Here is a 20,378-nt window from a genome sequence, read left to right as displayed (position 1 = left end):
TTTTGACATTCCAATTCGCTCTTTTCTAAGGTGCAACTTGTGACAATCAGAATTAACAAGAAAATGATGGTTTTTTGCATGTGAATGATTTATTTGCCCCAACGTATTGGGTATGAGCAGTAGCTCTCCCCTAATGTTGATTTTATGTTATTTGTTTGTTTTTACTTTGATTTTCGTTTTGTTACGAATTGAAGCTATTGCTTATACCCGTTGTTGTGCACTTGTGCTTTAATTAATATGGACTCTTTTCAGTCATGACACCTTCAGGGATCTTGAATATATCAGAGTTTAACTTCTTAGGGTCGATTTTAACAGCAGTACTTTTAATAATGCACTCAGGTGTCTCAATGTAAGCCATCATAGGTAAAGCTCCAGATATTTTTAAATAATCAAACCAATGACCTAAGGCATGGTTCTCAAAGAGTGAAATGTCTATTGACAATTCAGAATTGAAATAGTATTTCTCATTTCCATTTTTACACACAAAAATGACCTCATCACACTCATAACCTAAAATCTTTAGAGCCTTTTTGTTGATTAATACTTCTTGAATAGTATTTCCCTCCTTACTGGCGTCAATCCAGTAAGCCATATTTGAATCGGCTAACTTGTTATATAGTTTATTCTCAGCATTAATGTACAGCTGCCACTCCATTCCTGTACCGTCTATCAGAGCTTTGTAATTCCCTTCTTTGATAAAGTAATTTTGAGTCGTACCCATCATTTCGTTGAATTGTTCATCTGAGATACTGGGTACTTTACTTTTGTAGTTTAATTGATATATGATTTCTCCCTCGAAGGATTGAGCCGAAATTTTTAAAAGCCCGAGTAGAAAAAGTAAAATGGTTAGATTTTTTTTCATTTACAATTTATTTTGATTTTGATTATTTGGCGTGCATAGTGCACAACGTATTGGATATGAGCAGTAGCTCTCCCCAACAGTTGATTATATTTTATTGTTTGTTTTTACTTTGATCTTCCTTGTGTTACGAATTGAAGCTATTGCTCATATGCGTTGTTGTGAGTAGTGACTTCAATATCATTAATGGTTTTCCATATAATTGTTGAGCCGCATGAGGTGAAAATTATAAATGAAATCAAGGGCATTGATTGAAAATTAGTTTCCCAAATTCTACTAACATAATACAATCCGTCATTAATAATTCCTCGATGTATGAAAAATGGATACATTATTAAAATGAAAATAAATATAACAATTGATCTTAAATAGAATGATTTAGTCTTAAATCTTATGAATATTAAAAAGCCTGACACCACCAAGAGTCCAAGAAAACCAATTAATGCTTGAGACATTATAATATTCGCCATATCATCATAACTCAATTGATCTAGAAAATCCTCAACATTATTAAACTTTCTGCCGATTTTTTTTTCAAATTGACGAATAGAAACAAAATAAATTAAACGATTTAGCCCATAAAGAATAAGTGTTATCCCAAGTATTTCGAGAACAACATTCTTAAAATATATGTTTCTTAGTTTCTTCTTCATTACTCACAACGGTGTGGATATGAGCAGTAGCTCTCCCCAAATGTTGTTTATATTTTATTGTTTGTTTTTACTTTGATCTTCGTTGTGTTACGAATAGAAGCTATTGCTCATATGCGTTGTTGTATTCAGTTAACATTCTTTTCCCGTACCTGCTTTTCAATTCTATGGATTTACCTTAGTTTTTCTATGCTCCTTCCTCCAATACTTCCACCCTATTTTCCGAACTTGCTTAGGCTTGTGCAATTGCCCAACTTTGCAAGAGTTTACTCTTTCCGCTTTCAATTACAAAAGCCTGCAGAGTTTTGGTCAAATAGCAATATTTTTCATCGGAGGACCTAATTGAATACAACTTGTTATATAGTTTCCGACAATATACTATATCAGAAGTTCTCTTGGGATAGTGATGGATTGTTGTTTTTGTTTTGGGGGGCTGACATTTGTTTGATCAGCGTGTCCAGGGGGCTTTCTATGTTGAGCATATCGCGTTTGCTTACATGCGTGTAGATCATGGTTGTTTCTGGTCTTGAATGCCCTAATAGTTCTTGTATATATCTTAAATCAACCCCTTGCTCAAGCAAATGGGTTGCGTAGCTATGCCTCAGGGTATGTGGTGTCACTTTTTTATGAATCCTTGCTAATTTACAGGCTCTTTTTAAAAAACTCCTGACGCTCACAGATGCATATTTTTGACCGGGGCTGTTTCCTTCTACAAAATAACGCTTGGGTCTATAGGTCATTAAATAATTATGAAACAACTGCCTAAAGCTCTCCGCCATGATCACATACCTGTCTTTTCTTCCTTTCCCATTTCTAACAAAAATTTGTCTTCGGTCTACGTCAATATCATTCAATTCCAGATTGATCAACTCCCCTATCCTCAACCCGCTTGAATACAAAAGTGCCAAAACAGCTTTGTGTTTTAAATTTCTTGTATTGCGCAAAAGGTCAATCACTTCTTGTTTTGAAAGTACAACAGGTAAGAAACGGCTTTTATGTGGCCTTTCCAAAGTAGGGTTATCAATGCCACAATCCGGATGAAAACTGCTAAACTGTTTCATGGCACTAATCACCTGCCTATGCGTACTAACCGAGTATTTACGTGCAACACATACATCCTCTACAAAAAGCTCCACATCCCTATTCACAATGTCTTTAACCGCTTTCCCCTTCAAAAAAATTGTAAAATCTAAGATATGAATATAGTAAGTTCTCACAGTGCTCTCACTCAACACCTTCCCTCTCATATACTTTACAAATCCTCTTAAATTGGCTTTATCCACAGGCGTTAAATGCTTTGCCTTTTCTTCGCGAATCCTCTTAACAAGTTGCTCCTTCCTTTCTGGTTTTACCACTTTATACTTTACAGTATTGTCATAAACTACTGTTCTCAACCTACCAAAAGCCCGCTTAGCGTCTTCTATATTTTGTTTGTGATATGGAACATACCAACAACCGAGCTGAGTATTCCAATAAGCACCCAGATGTCTTGAAACAGCTATCAGCTGTTCATTATACTTAAATTTAATAAATAGCACTTCCTTCTTCCCGATGCTTCCTTTAGACAAAGTAACCTGCTCAATCATATTAAGCCGAATCTTTAGAGGCTTCTTAAATTGATAAGAAAACTGATCAGGTCTGATTTTTTTTCTAGTCAAAAAAGAAACTGGTTCATTGCCCATTAGTCCTAAATTAAGACTAAAAGTTAACGGGTTTGTTATGATAAGTGAATGATTTATGTAGAATTAATTCTATATAAAGCTTACTTTGGGATTTGATTAAACTATAGAAAAACGCTGAATAAAATTACTATAACGGTTGCCGTTAGCAATATATTAAACCAGTGTAAAATCATCTTGACTCAATTTCAGTTTCGGATGATCTAATTTATCAATTGATGATTTGATTTTGACCCTTTCGGCTTGAGGCAAAAATGTTGGCACTAAATCTGTAAGTTCAATTTTCAATAGGCGATTAATTATGATTAGATCTTTTAACGAAAATGGATTGATCCCATTCATTAATTCAGAAATATATGACTTGCTATTATGGCCTAAAATGATTCCAAAATTCTGTTGTGTCAAACTAAGACTTTTCAATCTTGTCTTAATCAACTCTTTTCTTCTTTTGATGAATAATCTTTCTTTTTCAGCAATTATCTCAGCTATATCACTTTCTCTTAATTTCTTTTCACTTATTCTTGAGGATGAATTCCAATTCCTGTTTTCATAATCCTCAATTAAATTCCGTAATTTTTTTCTAAGAGACTTATAATTCGGGTTATCCTTCGACAATACTCTCAGTTTTCTATCTGCAACTAGAGCTCTTTCAAAATCTAATTCATTTTTGATTTTGCCTAACTCAAGTAATTCATTTATGTTAAATTGTGTCTTCATATTTACTTAAATCCAATCATTTGATTTTAGCCAATTTCTAATTGTCCTTTTATTATTCTTAAAAGTTCGATCATATTCTTGATGTGATCCAACCCATGCTACGGATGCCTCACTATCATTAAATTCAATAAGTATCATTGTTCTATGAATGGAAATGTTGAAAAAATAAAACCCGCCATTATGAACGCAATCTGCATCTGGTCTTGTCTGACTCAATTCTAATTGATTCTTCCAATTATTACTTTCTACATCATTTATGAGATTCTCAATTTCTTTGTTTAGCAACCTGTTTCCTCTATTTTTTCTTTTTAACTTCTCCAGAGCTTTTTTATTGATTAATCTCATAATCTTACATGCAAACGTACAAATAGTTCTTATATTATACGAACTTTTATTGTTTTTTATTTCTGTGATGGTTTGGATATAAGCAGAAGTCGTCCCCTACAGTTGGTTTTATTTTAGTCTGGCATTGACTTTAATTTTCTTTATGTTGAGAATTGAAGCTATTGATCACACCCGTTGTTAGCCATTAGTCCTAATGTAAAATAAGAAGTTAACAAATCATAATTTGAAGGTACCCGTTTCAAGTTTATTTGGCCGTACAATTCCCAAATATGTCAAATTGACAACAATCAAATCTGACATATCCTTAAATTGTGGTTCCGTTTCATCATCCGGATCTGATATAAAACTAAAATTAAGCATGACATACATTTTTGATACTACGGGCTCACCATTTACTAATGCCGGAATCCACTGGGATTTAAATGGGCGTAACGAATCTTCAATTGTTTTGTTAAGCTTTTCATTATAGCTGCTTTCAATATTGAAATTCACAGCCTCTCCTTTTTCATTAACCTCAAAGGAAGTTAAAACCATTCCAGATTTAGCTTCTTGAAAAACAGTTGCTGGCGGTTTTATTTCGACATTAAGGCTACGCTTTATTTCATTCTTAAATCCTATATAAATTGGTGGACAATCAACTTTAGTTAAACGGTACCCACCGTTTATTTTGACCTGAATAGAATCCTTAATAAAAGTTCTCTCTGTGTTATTTAGTATTTTATCCTGCTCATAATCATATCGTAGATATAAGCTGTTCTCCTTGTCCATATAAGACCAAACACCTGCCTTTCTACCTTGCTCATAGGTTCCAATAACCACTGTGTCTTTTGAGTTTTTACCTATTTTAAAATAATAGCCCTGACGCTCTTTAGTGTTCTTGTCAACCGTAAAAATTTCCTGGTATACCAGGCCCGATTTCTTTTTCTTTTTTAAACTTTGACTCATCATACTTGTACAAATAAAACAAGCCAGTAGCAATGTTATTCTCATAAATTCTTTATGCTTTGTAACAGTAACCCATGCGCAGTATCACGCAACACTGTTGATTTAATTATATTATTTTTTAGCCTTAATTACCTTCACTTTCACAACTCCCTTATCAACAAAACCAAGCTTTTCAGCTGCCGCTCTTGACAGGTCCAAAATTCTACCTTCCACAAAAGGACCCCGATCATTGATAATCACAACAACTGATTTCTTATTCTCCAGATTTGTTACTTTGATTTTCGTGTTAAACGCTAAAGTGCGATGTGCAGCAGTCATTTTCATCTTGTCGTACACGTCGCCATTGGCAGTCATTCTGCCCTGAAGGTTATCGCTATAAAAAGAGGCCAGTCCAGTTTCAGTATGCTGCGCGAAGTTTGCTTCAGAAAAAAATAAGCTCAAGCCTATAAAGCAGCATAATATGAAGAACCTCTTTTTAAAATAATGAATTTTTTTAGTCATAATGGCTTTGTTTTTATTCAAGATGATCAAACCTTCTTAAAATAGGAAAACAGTGATAACAACGATACAAATGCCCAAATACCTTCCAATAAAATAAAGGGCCAGTAATTCATCAATACTGAAGCCAGACAGGCCAAAGAAGCTCCTATTAAATTCAGTAAAATAAAACTGAGATCCTTTTTAGTCACGATGTTTCTGACATTGAGAATATAAGCCAGCAGAATTTGAAAAACACCTACAAAACCGATCCAATCTATTATATCCATTTCCAATGAAGTTTAAAAATTAATTGCTATAACCAATGGCTTTGCCCCGGCGGCTCACATCACTTTCAAATGTCTTTCCTAAAAAAACACTTAAAAGTACCCACACTTCTTATTAACCGTAAAATAAACAACTGTCTATAGATTTATCTTATGGTTTTCCGTAAGCATCATAGCTATTTATCACATTCTAATGATCAATAATACTTTCTTTAAGAAACCAATACGAACGTATAGCTCGATTACAACAAAGCAATCAAGTTATTCAATCCATCGACATTATAGGGGAGACTATTCCAGCAACTTATGGAAGTTAAAACTATTAAAAAAAAATTAAAAATTTAACGTATTCTTTAATTTTTATTGAATATAAATAAGCCTAAGCCACCAAAATATAGTAGGCATTCAAAAACAACACAAATCAAAGCGTTAGGCCATGCTGAGCCGCTCTATGAGCTTACTGCAACCGCCCTCCATCATATAAGTGGTATGCTCATCAAGAGAATCGAAGCTTCTATTACAAATATCCTTGCATTGAACCTGACCATCAGTTTGTTGCAAAAAGGATTTTAAAATTTCCTTACCATGCTGGTCTTTAGTGGCTGATCCTTTCTCATGGGCTCTGCTCCATTCAAGAGCACTCATCCAAATTGCAGCACTTAAGGCACCACAGCCACTTCCGGCAAGGCCCAAACCTCCGGCAAAACCTGCTACCATAATGGCTTCTTCATCACTAGCACCCATTTTTCTGGCTACTTCTGTGGCACAACTCATTGAATAATCAAAATTATGTGGTTTTGATTCCAAAGCTTTACGCGCAGCTGCTACAGCCTCCGGTGCCCAATCTTCAGCCATCTGAAAACAGTGTAAAAAACGACCACTCAACATATACTTTGCAAAACTGAAATTACTTGTAAAGTCACATCTGGTAATCTCCCAGCATTGGCTGGTTTGCTCTTGATCAACAAAACTATTCATCAATGATCTTGTTGCCTCTACCGCAACTATAATAGCCTGAGAGGTATGCGTACAGGTCTTATACGCTTCTGCCCCAACCGCCAATGAAGCACCCCAGAGCATGCCACATTGATAACCTTGTTTCATAATCCCTCCGGCGAGCGGATCAGCAGCTCTTTCTTCATCCACCATTAAATTTCCGAATTCACGATCTAAAATATGAAACAACGTGCGTGAGCAAGTCCCTAATTTTCTAAATACTTTTTTGGCGTCTGTAGGATGTTTCTCCTTAGAAATATTTTCTGTTTGCATGGCATTAAAATTGTATAGCTATGAAATTAACAAAGACAATCTTAAGTTGCAATGACCTGGGTCAATTATCAGAAATAAATCGCATAAAAAAAGCCCAAACAAAGTTGGGCTTTCTGTATAAAAATAAAAGGTGATTTAAAACGAAACCTTTCCTGTTGCTACGTCATACATAGCCCCTATCAATTTAATTTCACCCTTGGCTTCCATCTCTGCCAAAACCTCGCTACCACTTCTAATGGCCTCTAGCGTAAGTTCCACATTTTTTCTGGCCACATCATTTACAAAATCTAGATTTGCTGAAGTACGGGCAGCCGCTTCTTTTGGGTTTTCTACGGCATTCACCGCTGGTTTTATCTTATTGAGCATTCCCGTTAGCTTACCTAATTCAGCACCATCACAGGCACCTTTTACAGCACCACAAGAGGTGTGTCCCATTACAACCAAAACCTTTGACCCTGCCAGTTTACAGGCAAATTCCATACTACCCAGAATGTCATCATTCACAAAATTACCAGCAATTCTGACGCTAAACAGGTCACCTATTCCTTGGTCCAAAATAGTTTCTACAGGGATTCTTGAATCAATACAGCTCAATACTGTAGCAAACGGAAATTGACCTCCACTTGTCTGTTCTACTTGAAGGTTTAGATTCCTGTCAGATTTCTTATTGTTTACAAAACGTGCATTACCATCCTTTAACAAATCAATGATTTGATCATGACTCAGGGCCAATTGGGTTTCTTTTGTCTGTGCATTCATAAGTATATTATTTAGAGTATTAACTAGCCTTTCTCGGACTATTAAAAAATTCATGAAAACTGTGAGGGTTCACTATTTCACCTCTTTCAGAAACCAGCTTAATCGAAATATTACGTTCTTGTGCTTTATGCATAAAATCGTCTAAAATCTCTATTATATCATTATCCAGATACTTGGTCTTGGTAACGTCTAATTCTAAAAATGAATCTTCAGGCAAACGGTCAAGCTCCTTTAAAATGGCACCTTTATTAAAGAATGTTACTTCTTCGGCCAATGTCATTTTCACCTTACCATCATCAACATCTTCTCCTTCTTTATGCAAAAAGTGTGAATTCTGGTAGCTCTTTATCAAAATAACAATGATACCTACCAATAGCCCCAGGCCGATGCCAACAAGAAGGTCAGTAAAAATAATCCCTAATACGGTTACTATAAAAGGTACAAACTGCTTCCAGCCTAAATTATACATCGTTTTGAAAAGTCCTGGTTTTGCCAGTTTAAAACCAACAATTAACAGAATCGCAGCCAACACTGACAACGGAATTTTATTCAACAAGTTAGGAATCAATATCACAGAACCCAATAGAAACAAACCATGAATAATAGCTGACATTTTTGTTCTTCCTCCTGACTGGATATTGGCAGAACTTCTTACAATTACCTGAGTAATCGGCAAACCACCTATCATTCCTGAAATAATATTACCCGCTCCCTGAGCCAATAACTCTCTATTGGTTGGGGTAACGTTCTTATGTGGGTCAAGTTTATCAGTTGCCTCTACACAAAGTAAGGTTTCCAAACTCGCTACCAATGCTATAGTAAAAGCCACAATCCAAACCTGAGGATTTGAGATCGCTGCAAAATTAGGAAAGCTAAACTGGGCTAAAAACGAAGATACACCTGTAGGAACAGGCACACTTACCAAATGAGAAGCTGAAACAGCTAAAACTTCGTTAGATTGCGTCACAATGAAAAATATAATTCCAACTACCACTGCAACGAGAGGGCCTTGTATTACTTGAAAAATTTTGGCCTTTTTTGTCAATACTTTATCCCAAAGTAATAAGATTGCCAAACCGATCATTCCTATTAAAGCCGAACCGGGTTGGATATGATTAAAAGTGGTGAATATCTCAGAAAAAGTATTTTGACCATCTACTTGAAAAAATGCAAAATCCCCTTCAGGATCTGCATCGTATCCAAAAAAGTGAGGAATCTGTTTTAAAATAATAATGATACCAATACCAGTCAGCATCCCTTTAATTACCGATGAAGGAAAATAATATCCAATAATACCGGCTCTCAAAAAGCCGAAAATTAATTGAATAACACCTCCTAATACCACAGCAACCAGAAAATTTTCAAAGCCTCCTAAAGTACCTATTGAAGTTAATACAATAGCAGCCAAACCAGCAGCTGGTCCGCTCACACCAATTTTTGATCCACTCAATGCACCTACTACTACACCACCAATTATACCAGCAATGATACCTGAAAATAATGGAGCTCCACTAGCCAAGGCAATACCCAGACAAAGGGGTAGGGCCACAAAAAAAACGACTATACTCGCTGGAAAGTCACTTTTCAAATTACTAAAAATTCCTGTTGATTTCATTTTTGCTTATGTTTTAAGGACACAAATATAATAAAATATTTACGAATGATAGTATTACTATTATTAATTTAAGTTATAATATCATAGAAGATTGTTATGCAATTAATAATAATTACTTAACTTTGAGCTTTAACCAGTGAATAATTGTCTCATAATGGCTGTAAATATTAGCATTTCATTGAATCCGGGTCTGTATTTAAAAGATCCCCAACAATCCGAATTAGGTAAAAGGATCATCAAACACAGTATCCTTATGATCGATGAATTGGGTTTTGAAATCTTCAATTTCAAAAAACTGGCTGAAGAGATGAAATCTACTGAGGCTTCGATTTACCGTTATTTTGAGAACAAACACTTGTTGCTCATCTATCTGGTATCCTGGTATTGGGAATGGCTCAATTATATGATACAAATTAAAACTTTCAATATTGAAGACCCAAAAAAGAAACTGGAAATCATACTACATACCTTTGTTTCAATAAGTGAAGAAAACCCGACGATAGATTATGTTAATGAATCAGCGCTTCACAAAGTAGTTATTGCTGAAAGCACCAAAGTATACCATACCAAAGGTGTTGATGAGGAGAACAAAAAAGGGTTCTTTCTGAATTATAAGGAAATCGTAACGACTGTATCTGATGTGATTCTTGAGATCAAACCTGACTTTCCTTATCCGCATGCCCTGGCTAGTAATTTATACGAAATGACCAACAATCATTTCTACTTTGCAGACCACCTCCCCCGATTAACTGACATTAGCAATAAAAAAGGGCAGAATGAAGAAGTAGAAAAAATGCTCTTGTTTTTTATCTCTAAAATGTTGGCTTAAACTTTTCAATTATCTGTAATGCTATGGTTTGTTTTACATCAATAAACAAACCAAAATATACTTTCGCTTTTTTGAATTCGCTTGCATTTTAAATGCATAAATAATTTTATATTGTAGGAGTAAATATCAGTATGAAACTTATCAATCCACATTTAAAATACAGTACGCATCAAAAAATTTTGGTGGCGGTTGATTGTTCTATTTTTGGATTTGACTCCAAGACACTAAAAATACTCCTGTTTAGAAGAAAAGTTGAGCCTTTAAAGGGTGAATGGTCTTTGATTGGTGCATTTTTACAAAATGATCTCTCTATAGTTGATGGTGCCAAACAAATTTTATTGGAGAGCACAGGGCTTAGCGATATTTATTTGGAACAACTCAGAACTTATGGTGCTGTTAAAAGAGATCCGGTAGAAAGAGTGATCTCAGTAGGTTTCTATTCCTTAATCAGGATTGATGAATTAAACATTCGCTCCGTTGAAGATTTTGATGCCAAATGGTTTGACATCAATGAAATGCCTGAGCTCATTCTTGATCATGGAGATATGGTCAAAGATGCTATTGCCGCTTTTCAATTAAAGGCTAGACATGAGCCCATTGGTTTTAATTTGCTTCCTGAACATTTTACGATTCCGCAACTTCAATCGCTGTATGAAAGTATCTACCAGACCAAAAGAGATTCGAGAAACTTTAGAAAAAAGGTGCTATCCCTGAATATTATTGAGAAGACTGATCTTAAAGACAAAACAGGTTCTAAAAAAGGTGCATTTCTCTATACTTTTAAAAAGAAGGTGAAACTGAAAAACAAAGAGCGTCATTTTCTCTTCGACTTTTGATTATAAAATATTAAATGTATTCTGTACGTTTAATAAAAAATACTACCTTTAGCTTCCCTATTCAGGGCAGAGCATTTATCTTATAGACAACAAAATTTTCGAATATGGTTCGGCAAAAAGTAGTATCCACATACCAAGAGAAATATGGGCAAAAACCCATGCTGGTCTTTTCACCCGGCAGATTAAATATAATCGGCGAGCATACTGACTATAACGATGGTTTTGTATTCCCTGCGGCCATTGACAAAGGAATTTACGCTGCTTTTGGTTTTAGTAAAGAGGGTCAATGTACGGCCGAAGCCATTGACATGAACGAGTCCTTTACATTTTCATTAGAAAGTATTAAACCACTTGAAAAAGCCGGCTGGCACAATTATATCCTGGGTGTTATTCACGGTATTCAGGAGAAAGGCAAAATGATAGCGCCTTTTAATCTGGTATTCGGTGGAGACATTCCTGAAGGCGCCGGACTTTCTTCCTCGGCCGCACTTGAAAATGCAATTGTTTTTGGTTTGAATGAATTATTTGGCCTCAAACTCTCCAAAGAAGAAATGATCTTTATCTCACAAAATGCCGAACACGAATTCGTTGGCGTTAAATGTGGTATTATGGATCAATATGCCAGCATGTTTGGTCAAAAGAACACAGCCTTGCTACTTGATTGCAGAGATATTAGTTCACGCCCCTTCCACATTGATTTTGATGCGTATCAAATCTTACTGATCAATACAAATGTGAAACACAGCTTGTCTGACAGTGCCTATAACAAGCGTCGTGAAGTTTGTGAAAAAGTTTCTAAATTATTAAAAGTGAATGCATTGAGAGATGCTGACTCAATTAAACTTGAAGCTATTTCAAATCAAATAAATTCTGAAGAATTTCAAATGGCGCTTTACGTTATCCAGGAAAATGAGCGCGTACAAAAAGCAGGACAGGCCATGGCTGCTAATGATATCCACGGGCTCGGAAAATTGATTTATGCCTCACATCATGGGCTGCAGAATCAGTACAAGGTAAGTTGCGAAGAATTGAATTTTCTGGTTGACCTAGCCAAAGCCTGCCCGAATATTGCCGGGTCGAGAATGATGGGAGGTGGTTTTGGAGGTTGCACCATCAACATTATAAAAAAGGAGGCTGTTGCCTCTTATTCCAAATCTGTTAGCGAGGCATATCTACAGCAATTTGGTAAATCATGTTCAATATATGACATTGCACTTTCAGACGGAACACACCTTCTTACAGACAATTAGATGAAAAAATTACCATAAAAATGACTAAGTTTAAAGAATCTAACAAGTCTGCTCTATGAATACAAATTTTGAATTACTTGATTATATCATTTTCATTGGTTACGCGATTCTGATTTTATCGGTCGGCCTATGGGTTTCAAGAGATAAAAAAGGCCATGAAAAAAACGCTGAAGATTATTTTTTAGCTGGTAAATCACTACCCTGGTGGGCCATTGGTACTTCTTTGATTGCCGCCAATATTTCAGCCGAACAGTTTATAGGCATGTCAGGTTCTGGCTTTGCACTTGGTCTGGCCATCGCCTCTTATGAATGGATGGCTGCCATCACTTTAATCATCGTAGGAAAATACTTCCTTCCTATTTTCATAGAAAAAGGCCTGTATACCATTCCTGAGTTTGTTGAAAAAAGATATTCAAAAAATTTAAAGACCATCCTTGCTGTTTTCTGGATCGCCTTATATGTATTTGTAAACCTTGCTTCAGTATTATACTTAGGCTCCTTAGCCTTAGAAACCATTATGGGTATTCCTATGATATACGGGGTAATGGGTCTGGCTTTGTTTGCAGCGGCTTATTCTCTTTATGGTGGCCTTTCTGCAGTAGCCTGGACGGATGTGATTCAAGTTGTTTTTTTAGTACTGGGAGGCCTGTTTACTACCTATCTGGCCTTAGATACCGTTTCTGACGGACAAGGTGTTATAGCTGGCTTAACTACTGTTTATGAGGCGGCTCCTGATCGTTTTTCAATGATACTCGACAAATCAAATCCTGAATATAAGAACCTGCCTGGTATTGGTGTATTAGTCGGTGGCCTTTGGGTAGCCAATCTGTATTACTGGGGTTTCAATCAATATATCATTCAAAGAACTTTAGCCGCCAAATCACTGAAAGAATCTCAAAAAGGTATTTTACTGGCAGCTTTCTTAAAATTAATTATTCCTTTAATTGTAGTGATTCCAGGTATCGCTGCCTATGTTATGGTAAATGATCCAGAGATCATGGCGCGTTTAGGTGAAGCTGGTCTTAAGAACTTGCCTTCTGCCGATCAGGCGGATAAAGCTTATCCCTGGTTATTACAGTTCTTACCAACCGGCTTAAAGGGTGTTGCTTTTGCTGCCCTGACAGCGGCCATTGTCTCTTCTCTGGCATCTATGTTGAATTCAACCTCTACTATATTCACTATGGATATTTACAAAGAGTATATCAATAAAAACGCCAGCGATAAAGCCACCGTTAACACGGGAAGGATTTCAGCAGCAGTTGCCTTGGTCATTGCATGTATTATGGCCCCCTTATTAGGAGGTATAGACCAGGCTTTTCAATTCATACAAGAATACACAGGCATTGTAAGTCCGGGAATACTCGCCGTTTTCATCTTGGGTCTGTTCTGGAAAAAGACGACCAACAAAGCTGCCATAATTGGTGCTTTAGTTTCTATTCCTATCGCCATGTATTTCAAAGTAGCACCCAAAGGGTGGTCAAGCAGTCCTGTTTTTGTAGATGTCCCATGGATGGATCAAATGGGTTATTCAGCTATCTTAACGGCAATTGTAATTATCGTAATTAGTTTAGCTCAAAACAAAGGGACCAACGACGAAAAAGCAATTCCAATTACCAAAGAACTATTTAAAACGAGTCCAGGCTTTAATATAGGCGCCTTCGTGGTGATGTTGATCCTTGTAGCGTTGTATTCAATCTTCTGGAAATAAAATCTCACCAGGGTATTTCTCACCGGGGTTTTTCTCACCGGTTAATCCTCAACGGGGTTTCTCACCGGCAAATCCTCACCGGTTCGGAGGTGAAGGGTTCACCTCCGAACCGGTCGCGATTTAGGCTCTAGAATGCAACGCAATTCGATTTCCTTCGGTGTCTAAAAACAAAGCCATATAACCGATATCATCTCTAATCAAGGTTTTTTCCTGCAATACATTGCCTCCGGCTTCTTTGACGCGTTTGAGCTCTTCATTGATTTCAGGAGAAGAAAAATAAACTAACGTACCGTCAGCAGATGGGGTATAAGACTTCTTGTTTTGCACAAGAGATCCTCCCGCTCCTTTTGCTTCTAAATCTTGGGTAAACGGAAACCATCCCATGAGGGTATCTCCAAATTGCTCTACCATGATCCTGATACCAAATACTTTTTCGTAAAAGGCTTGTGCTCTTTTCATATCCGATACTGGTATTTCAAACCAGCCTACCATATTTGCTTCCATATGCTAAATGTTGATGATTTATATGATTATTCCCCTTCCGCGAAGGCTTTAAATTGATCCAGGTATTTTTGAGATTGCTTTTTAAACATGCCTGGCATAAAAAATGCCATGATTTTCATAAAACCACTAAATTCAAAATGACAATCTGAATACCATCTTGTGGTATTTTCATCAATGACTTCAAAATAATTTTTGACTTCGTTCCATACGCCCTTGGCATCATAGGTTCCTGAAAACTCTTTGGGAAGATTTTTAACCGTAATGGTTTCTGTCATTTCTACTTCTCGCTTTCCCATTTTATACTTGAGCAGTGACTTGGCTCCTACCTCACCCTTCTCTCCTGAAACATGTTCAAAACTAATAAGCTCTGGTTGCCACTTAAATAAGTTTTCCTCGCTGTCAAATAGTTCAATTACCTTATCCAAGGGTAAGTTGATAATCACCTCATTTGAATATTTCATGATGTTTGATTTAGGATTCCTCCCTAAAATAAGAAAATTTTAAGACTTTAGAAAATAAGATCCTCACCTATTCCTAACAAAATCAACCCTTTACCTTTCTCTTCAAAGGCTTTAATAGCCTCTTCATGGTCAATAACGATATAACCAAAGGTATCGTAATGATAGCCCATAATATTATTACATTCGATAAAGTCAGAAGCATGTATAGCACTTTCAACACCCATTGTAAAATTGTCTCCAATTGGAAGTATAGCCAAATCTATCTTGCATTGCATTGGAATCAGTTTCATATCCATGGTTAGGGCAGTATCTCCAGCGATGTATAAATTACCTTCATCTGTTTCAAGAATAAATCCACCGGGTTGTCCTCCATAACTTCCATCTGGGAATGAACTCGTGTGAATTGCATTGGTATAAGTAAGCTTTCCAAAATCAAATTGCCAGCTTCCTCCATGATTCATTGGATGGCCTTCAATCCCCTTGGCGCCATAATGTGTAACTATTTCGTAATTAGATACGATCTTGGCTCCGGTATTCTTTACGATGGCTTCTACATCAACGATATGGTCTTGATGTGCATGGGTAATCAGAATATAATCTGCCTTTAGGGCGTTTATATCTATGTCTTTGGCCAATTCATTTGGGCTGATAAACGGATCTACGATAATATGTTTGTCACCCACTTCAATTGACAAGGCTGCATGGCCTAAATAAGTAATTTTCATGATAAAATATTTTACCTTAAAATTAAAGAATTAAACCTTATGAAACTGGTTCAATTAATAAATAAAACCGTGAACCAAAAAAAATTGATCCACGGTTAAATAATATTTCGCAGTCGCCTAAAAATTATAATTGATATAAATCGTAAAATTTCTACCTGGTTCATAAATTCTGCCTGCATTGGTATCCGAATTTCTATAAGAAAAATTCAAATGCTCATAATATGCCGTATCAAACATATTAAGAATGGCTGCACCTATAGAAAAATCGGCAAAAGGCTTGAACCCTCCACTCAAATCAAACGTTGCAAATCCTGGTGTTACGGTTTCGCCAAATGATTCGGCAATTCGATCTTGCTCTGCCACAAGTCTTGTTTTAAAATTTAGCCAGTATTTATCTTTATTAAAGTTTAAACTTAAATGACTTGTCAAGGGCACAATTTGAGGTAACGGCTCATCCAAATCCTTATTCTGACCATAAGTATAAGAGATATCAGAAAGAAATGATAAAGCCTCTGTAAAGTTGTAATTGAAATAAAACTCAAAACCTGTTTGCATGGCTTGATCTACATTGACAAAGCGTTTTGCAAATCTGGGCTCTTGGGTTGGCATATACTTTCTAGGCAAATCCTCATCAACAACTGCAGTAATATAATTATCCAAAAATGAATAAAATACAGAAGCACCTAGGTCAATCTTATCAAATCTCTGGCCGATAGAAACTTCGATTTGATGATTCGATTCAGGAGATAAATATGGGTTACCAACATATTCATATGGATCAGAATTAACGTTGAAATGGTTGATATAACGCTCAACAATTGAAGCTGTTCTAACCCCTCTACCCAATGAAATCTGTAATTGTGTTTTGTTAACATTATACAGATAAGAAAGGTTTCCACTTACATTTACTTCTGACTGATCCTCAATTTCTCCACCATAAAGATCTAAAAAATCCTGCTCAGGATCGTTTATAGCAGTGCTTATAAAATCAGTTCGCAGTCCGGCAGTTAAAAAAGATCTTTTAGTTACTTTAAATTTGCCTTCTGCAAAAACGCCAATATCATTGAGCTCAGAATCTTGCCATATCTTGTCAACTTTGACTATTGGCTCAGGTAACATATTTCCGTTCATCATTTTAATGGTCCGAATACGATCTCCTTCTCTTGAAATAATATTCGCATCAAGCCCAACAAAAATATTGGTTTTATCAGAGGGCGTAATTGTCATTTCGGTTTTCCCTCCCCAAGTGGTTACAAAAACGTTAGATTCTGCTGCGACCATCATATAATTAGGACGGTCTTCATTAGTCATCAGGTGGTCTACATTTGAATAAAAACCTTTAACCATAATACTGCTGATTTTTCCGGATACATCTTCTATCTTATAATCTACACCAATAAGATAACTGTTATCATATGGAGAATCCATAGGCAGACCTGCATGCTTTATATCCCGGCCAAAAGATTGCCTCCACGTAAAACGCATCCTTTGATTTTCAGTCGGGTTAACACCTAGTTTAACAGAATAATCTGTAGAAGTAAAAGAGGACGGAACTTCGTCTCCATTACCATCAGTATAATCACCATAATTTCGATAGGAACCATTCAATTCTAAATCAACCTTTTCTTTTCTGTATATCAATGCGCCCCGTCCGGTAAAGTTATTACCATTGGTCTCATAGCCTGTTTCTAAATTACCACTAACACCAAGCTTTTTATGCGTCACATTCTTTGTGACCAAATTCACAATACCCCCAAAATTTTGGCCAAACCTTACCGTGAATGGCCCCTTCACTACCTCTATCCTGTCAATTTCTTCAGGTATTACATGAGTTGTTATCGGATCCATTCTATTTGGGCAGGCATTCAGTATTTTCATACCACCATCATATTGAACGTTTAACTGGTCATATTTAAAGGCTCTAAATACAGGTTCAGATGCATAAGCCCCTCTTTTTTGAATTCCAAAACCTGGAATATCCTTAAAAAGATCACTTACATTTCTGGGCTGAGATGCTGCTTTGATATCGTCGTATACGATACTTGATTGGGCCAGATCACGAAAAGGATCGGCTTTGACAATGATATTATCCAGGTTAAAAGCTTGCTCTTCCATTACGATTCTGATAGCGTCTTCGAGAATCACTGTTTTAGTTTTGTACATCATATGCATCAAGGTGGCAGCTGAACCAGGCTTAGCAAGAATCATAAAATGACCATTATTGTCTGTTTCAGTAAAATCATTGGAATCATCAATCTTGACAATAATGTTTTCCAATGGCTTACCGAGATCATTTACAACACTACCATGGATCTCCACTTGTTGCGCAAAGGTTACTGCTCCATTTAGAAGCATAACCAACATCATAAAAAATATTCTTTTCATTTTAATTTGATTTGTTTAAATAGTAAATAACAGTGTAATTGGAGAATTACACACAAGTCTAGCCTTGAGGAGGCTATTCAAAAAGTATTTATTGAACCTAAGTTCGATTTAAACAATAGGAGGTCTTAATATAGTAGCAGAAAAAGTTCTCTCCTTCAAGTTGTCTGAAAAGAGAAGTCTCGATAATGGTTCTGAATAAGTTACAGGTGTATCTGCCGGAATCAATTCGTCTAGTGGGATGAATTGTTTGAAATCAATTTGAGGTGGCAACGGTAATTGTTGATCTGTGCCACGATCTAATTGTTTTTCTACCTGGTCTCCCAAATAACATTTCCCATTACAAGTTAAAATCGGTTTGTCTCGATTCTCACAAAGTTCATTTACGATATAATCATAATTGACAAGATACTCTAACACCGGAAGTGCTGGCTGTACCAATACCAAAAGGTATAGGTATAGGAGTAAATGTGTAATGACTAGCTTCTTCATAATTCTTAAAGCCGCAAAAGTAGACCAATTAGTCTTTTATTCATATGATTTTTGTCAGGTCACAGAACTAATCCAATTCCGAAAAGTATGGCAAATAAAAATGTACTCAAAGCAAGTTTTTTTAATTCAGGATCTAACTCTTTGGGATTTTTATTCCTGTAAACCACCATAAGGTGCTTAAAAATAGGAATATACGCTATGACAAATAAAAACTGGTAAACTGATTTAAAATTGATGGCGGTGTATAAAAGTACTAATAAAAATGAAGCGCCGAGAAGATAAAAATGATAATATCTGGAAAATTCATTACCAATTTTAACTACAATGGTGTTCTTTCCTGCCTTAGCATCCGACTCTTGATCACGCATATTATTCAAATTGAGTACACCTACGCTCAATAATCCAATGGTAACAGCCGGTAAGAAAATACTAAGTTCAAGTGTTTTGGCATATAAGAAATAGGTTCCGCAAACGCTGAGAAGCCCAAAAAACAAAAAAACAAATAAATCTCCGAAACCACTATAACCATAAGCATGATCTCCCACGGTATATTTAATGGCAGCAAGGATACTACTCACACCTAATATGATAAATACGATACTATAGATAATATACTCAGTGCCAAAAGCTACATAAATCAAAAGAAGGGCTATTAAGGTAGTGATGACGCCAGTAATCTTAATGGCCTTGAGCATGCCTTCAGGGCTAATTGCACCACTCTGCAAAGCTCTTTCAGGGCCAACTCTTTCTTCATTATCAGTGCCTTTTACACCATCTCCATAATCATTGGCAAAATTTGAAATCACCTGGAAACCTACTGTAGTGAGCAAGGCCAAGAAGCAAATTTTCAGATCAAAAAATCCATGTGAAGCAGCCAAAAAAGAACCTACAATGATTCCCGACAATGACAAGGGTAAAGTTCGCAGTCGTGCTGCACTTACCCAGATACCTGTGTTTGACAAAATAATAGCTTTGTTTAATTTGTAGTTCCTCTAACCCACTTTTCGCCGCTCAGTTGCAAGGCCTCATTAATGTTGACAGGAACACCATAAGACTTGGCTATGATAAAGCAATCTTTAAATCCAACCCTTCTTAAATCATCTCTAAGAAGTACCGTCTCTTTGTAGGTCGTGAATTTCCCAATTGAAAATTTATTGAATCCATTTTCTTCAAACTCTTCCATCTGAGTGATATCCTCTGAAATCAAGTTTGAATTGAAATTTGCATAAGCTCCAATTTGAATACTATACACAATACTCAAATCAATCAATGAAGCCTTAGCAGAGTCAATAACCACCACTTGTTTAGCCTTTCTCTGGATTTTATGAAGAGAATCAGTATCAATCAAACTCAGGTTATTCTTTATCAGGTATTCTTGCTTGTATTGTTTTGACTTTGGTAAAAATGACCACAAGAACAAAATCAATAATATCAAACAACCAATACCCAAGATCACCCTGTGTTTTTTTAGCAGTGAATTATTTTCTTCTTCGTCCTGCAAAGCAGTTGATAAGGTCTTAATGGTTCCATTAGCCTTGTCAATTTCTTCGTATATGTTTACTAGATTCTTATCTCTCACAAATGGCATA

22 protein-coding genes are annotated in these 20,378 nt (G+C 36.1%); 4 read left to right on the top strand and 18 right to left on the bottom strand.

The features are described from left to right. Window positions 1–232: 232 nt before the first annotated feature. From QWY87_RS12850 to QWY87_RS12800, 11 genes are all read right to left on the bottom strand, one after another. Window positions 233–862, bottom strand: coding sequence for a hypothetical protein (locus QWY87_RS12850; protein ID WP_290291825.1), 630 nt, complete (start codon window positions 860–862; stop codon window positions 233–235). A gap of 137 nt (window positions 863–999) precedes the next feature. Beyond that, complete coding sequence (locus tag QWY87_RS12845; protein WP_290291822.1) at window positions 1,000–1,512, bottom strand: hypothetical protein; 513 nt, start codon at window positions 1,510–1,512, stop codon at window positions 1,000–1,002. Between the two features lie 380 nt (window positions 1,513–1,892). Beyond that, the gene (locus tag QWY87_RS12840) at window positions 1,893–3,191 is read right to left on the bottom strand and encodes a tyrosine-type recombinase/integrase (protein WP_290291819.1); all 1,299 of its coding nucleotides are present in this window, start codon (window positions 3,189–3,191) and stop codon (window positions 1,893–1,895) included. 153 nt (window positions 3,192–3,344) lie between these two features. Then, on the bottom strand, window positions 3,345–3,905 hold the full coding sequence (locus QWY87_RS12835) for a transcriptional regulator (RefSeq protein ID WP_290291818.1): 561 nt from the start codon (window positions 3,903–3,905) through the stop codon (window positions 3,345–3,347). 6 nt (window positions 3,906–3,911) lie between these two features. Beyond that, window positions 3,912–4,250: a type II toxin-antitoxin system HigB family toxin gene (locus QWY87_RS12830; RefSeq protein WP_290291815.1), complete on the bottom strand. Its 339-nt coding sequence runs from the start codon at window positions 4,248–4,250 to the stop codon at window positions 3,912–3,914. 216 nt (window positions 4,251–4,466) lie between these two features. Further along, window positions 4,467–5,240, bottom strand: a complete 774-nt coding sequence (locus tag QWY87_RS12825) for an energy transducer TonB (protein WP_290291812.1) — start codon at window positions 5,238–5,240, stop codon at window positions 4,467–4,469. A 66-nt stretch (window positions 5,241–5,306) separates the two neighbouring features. Next, on the bottom strand, window positions 5,307–5,696 hold the full coding sequence (locus tag QWY87_RS12820; RefSeq protein WP_290291811.1) for a septal ring lytic transglycosylase RlpA family protein: 390 nt from the start codon (window positions 5,694–5,696) through the stop codon (window positions 5,307–5,309). Between the two features lie 26 nt (window positions 5,697–5,722). Further along, a complete protein-coding gene (locus QWY87_RS12815) occupies window positions 5,723–5,962 on the bottom strand; it encodes a CBU_0592 family membrane protein (protein WP_290291809.1) in 240 nt (79 codons plus the stop codon). 426 nt (window positions 5,963–6,388) lie between these two features. Next, window positions 6,389–7,228 (bottom strand): C-GCAxxG-C-C family (seleno)protein, encoded by an 840-nt coding sequence (locus QWY87_RS12810; RefSeq protein WP_290291807.1) that lies wholly within the window; start codon window positions 7,226–7,228, stop codon window positions 6,389–6,391. Window positions 7,229–7,363: 135 nt separating this feature from the next. After that, window positions 7,364–7,987, bottom strand: a complete 624-nt coding sequence (locus QWY87_RS12805; RefSeq protein WP_290291806.1) for a carbonic anhydrase family protein — start codon at window positions 7,985–7,987, stop codon at window positions 7,364–7,366. Between the two features lie 19 nt (window positions 7,988–8,006). Next, a complete protein-coding gene (locus QWY87_RS12800; protein ID WP_435389540.1) occupies window positions 8,007–9,602 on the bottom strand; it encodes a SulP family inorganic anion transporter in 1,596 nt (531 codons plus the stop codon). Window positions 9,603–9,756: 154 nt separating this feature from the next. Here QWY87_RS12800 and QWY87_RS12795 point away from each other — a divergent pair, with 154 nt between their 5' ends. From QWY87_RS12795 to QWY87_RS12780, 4 genes are all read left to right on the top strand, one after another. Continuing rightward, window positions 9,757–10,431: a TetR/AcrR family transcriptional regulator gene (locus QWY87_RS12795; RefSeq protein ID WP_290291804.1), complete on the top strand. Its 675-nt coding sequence runs from the start codon at window positions 9,757–9,759 to the stop codon at window positions 10,429–10,431. Between the two features lie 131 nt (window positions 10,432–10,562). Further along, window positions 10,563–11,267, top strand: a complete 705-nt coding sequence (locus QWY87_RS12790; RefSeq protein WP_290291801.1) for an NUDIX hydrolase — start codon at window positions 10,563–10,565, stop codon at window positions 11,265–11,267. 104 nt (window positions 11,268–11,371) lie between these two features. Beyond that, window positions 11,372–12,517, top strand: a complete 1,146-nt coding sequence (galK, locus tag QWY87_RS12785; RefSeq protein WP_290291798.1) for a galactokinase — start codon at window positions 11,372–11,374, stop codon at window positions 12,515–12,517. Window positions 12,518–12,572: 55 nt separating this feature from the next. Further along, window positions 12,573–14,225 carry a sodium/sugar symporter gene (locus QWY87_RS12780; protein ID WP_290291796.1) on the top strand — a complete coding sequence of 551 codons (1,653 nt, stop codon included), beginning with the start codon at window positions 12,573–12,575 and terminating at the stop codon, window positions 14,223–14,225. A 120-nt stretch (window positions 14,226–14,345) separates the two neighbouring features. Here the strand turns inward: QWY87_RS12780 and QWY87_RS12775 are convergent, their stop codons facing one another. The 7 genes from QWY87_RS12775 to QWY87_RS12745 all read right to left on the bottom strand — a co-directional run bounded on the left by QWY87_RS12775 (window position 14,346) and on the right by QWY87_RS12745 (window position 20,377). Next, entirely contained in the window at window positions 14,346–14,729 is a 384-nt protein-coding gene (locus QWY87_RS12775) for a VOC family protein (protein ID WP_290291793.1), read from the bottom strand. 26 nt (window positions 14,730–14,755) lie between these two features. Continuing rightward, window positions 14,756–15,190, bottom strand: coding sequence for an SRPBCC family protein (locus QWY87_RS12770; RefSeq protein ID WP_290291791.1), 435 nt, complete (start codon window positions 15,188–15,190; stop codon window positions 14,756–14,758). A gap of 47 nt (window positions 15,191–15,237) precedes the next feature. Continuing rightward, window positions 15,238–15,915: a metal-dependent hydrolase gene (locus QWY87_RS12765; protein WP_290291789.1), complete on the bottom strand. Its 678-nt coding sequence runs from the start codon at window positions 15,913–15,915 to the stop codon at window positions 15,238–15,240. Window positions 15,916–16,032: 117 nt separating this feature from the next. Beyond that, entirely contained in the window at window positions 16,033–18,300 is a 2,268-nt protein-coding gene (locus QWY87_RS12760; RefSeq protein WP_290291786.1) for a TonB-dependent receptor domain-containing protein, read from the bottom strand. A gap of 108 nt (window positions 18,301–18,408) precedes the next feature. Next, complete coding sequence (locus QWY87_RS12755; protein WP_290291783.1) at window positions 18,409–18,789, bottom strand: hypothetical protein; 381 nt, start codon at window positions 18,787–18,789, stop codon at window positions 18,409–18,411. Between the two features lie 59 nt (window positions 18,790–18,848). Beyond that, entirely contained in the window at window positions 18,849–19,751 is a 903-nt protein-coding gene (locus QWY87_RS12750) for a 1,4-dihydroxy-2-naphthoate polyprenyltransferase (protein ID WP_290291780.1), read from the bottom strand. Between the two features lie 14 nt (window positions 19,752–19,765). After that, window positions 19,766–20,377: a hypothetical protein gene (locus tag QWY87_RS12745; protein ID WP_290291777.1), complete on the bottom strand. Its 612-nt coding sequence runs from the start codon at window positions 20,375–20,377 to the stop codon at window positions 19,766–19,768. Window position 20,378: the final 1 nt, after the last annotated feature.

The organism is Lutimonas halocynthiae (assembly GCF_030409835.1).
GTDB lineage: Bacteria > Bacteroidota > Bacteroidia > Flavobacteriales > Flavobacteriaceae > Lutimonas > Lutimonas halocynthiae.
Note: the sequence above shows the minus strand (reverse complement) of the source record. Positions and strands in the feature narration are given on the sequence as shown.

Coding starts and splice junctions, on each gene's coding strand:
- galK (WP_290291798.1), top strand. CDS start 11,372: ATGGTTCGGCAAAAAGTAGTATCCACATACCAAGAGAAATATGGGCAA.
- QWY87_RS12800 (WP_435389540.1), bottom strand. CDS start 9,602: ATGAAATCAACAGGAATTTTTAGTAATTTGAAAAGTGACTTTCCAGCG.
- QWY87_RS12850 (WP_290291825.1), bottom strand. CDS start 862: ATGAAAAAAAATCTAACCATTTTACTTTTTCTACTCGGGCTTTTAAAA.
- QWY87_RS12765 (WP_290291789.1), bottom strand. CDS start 15,915: ATGAAAATTACTTATTTAGGCCATGCAGCCTTGTCAATTGAAGTGGGT.
- QWY87_RS12780 (WP_290291796.1), top strand. CDS start 12,573: ATGAATACAAATTTTGAATTACTTGATTATATCATTTTCATTGGTTAC.
- QWY87_RS12845 (WP_290291822.1), bottom strand. CDS start 1,512: ATGAAGAAGAAACTAAGAAACATATATTTTAAGAATGTTGTTCTCGAA.
- QWY87_RS12815 (WP_290291809.1), bottom strand. CDS start 5,962: ATGGATATAATAGATTGGATCGGTTTTGTAGGTGTTTTTCAAATTCTG.
- QWY87_RS12830 (WP_290291815.1), bottom strand. CDS start 4,250: ATGAGATTAATCAATAAAAAAGCTCTGGAGAAGTTAAAAAGAAAAAAT.
- QWY87_RS12805 (WP_290291806.1), bottom strand. CDS start 7,987: ATGAATGCACAGACAAAAGAAACCCAATTGGCCCTGAGTCATGATCAA.
- QWY87_RS12790 (WP_290291801.1), top strand. CDS start 10,563: ATGAAACTTATCAATCCACATTTAAAATACAGTACGCATCAAAAAATT.
- QWY87_RS12840 (WP_290291819.1), bottom strand. CDS start 3,191: ATGGGCAATGAACCAGTTTCTTTTTTGACTAGAAAAAAAATCAGACCT.
- QWY87_RS12810 (WP_290291807.1), bottom strand. CDS start 7,228: ATGCAAACAGAAAATATTTCTAAGGAGAAACATCCTACAGACGCCAAA.
- QWY87_RS12770 (WP_290291791.1), bottom strand. CDS start 15,190: ATGAAATATTCAAATGAGGTGATTATCAACTTACCCTTGGATAAGGTA.
- QWY87_RS12820 (WP_290291811.1), bottom strand. CDS start 5,696: ATGACTAAAAAAATTCATTATTTTAAAAAGAGGTTCTTCATATTATGC.
- QWY87_RS12755 (WP_290291783.1), bottom strand. CDS start 18,789: ATGAAGAAGCTAGTCATTACACATTTACTCCTATACCTATACCTTTTG.
- QWY87_RS12825 (WP_290291812.1), bottom strand. CDS start 5,240: ATGAGAATAACATTGCTACTGGCTTGTTTTATTTGTACAAGTATGATG.
- QWY87_RS12795 (WP_290291804.1), top strand. CDS start 9,757: ATGGCTGTAAATATTAGCATTTCATTGAATCCGGGTCTGTATTTAAAA.
- QWY87_RS12775 (WP_290291793.1), bottom strand. CDS start 14,729: ATGGAAGCAAATATGGTAGGCTGGTTTGAAATACCAGTATCGGATATG.
- QWY87_RS12745 (WP_290291777.1), bottom strand. CDS start 20,377: ATGCCATTTGTGAGAGATAAGAATCTAGTAAACATATACGAAGAAATT.
- QWY87_RS12835 (WP_290291818.1), bottom strand. CDS start 3,905: ATGAAGACACAATTTAACATAAATGAATTACTTGAGTTAGGCAAAATC.
- QWY87_RS12760 (WP_290291786.1), bottom strand. CDS start 18,300: ATGAAAAGAATATTTTTTATGATGTTGGTTATGCTTCTAAATGGAGCA.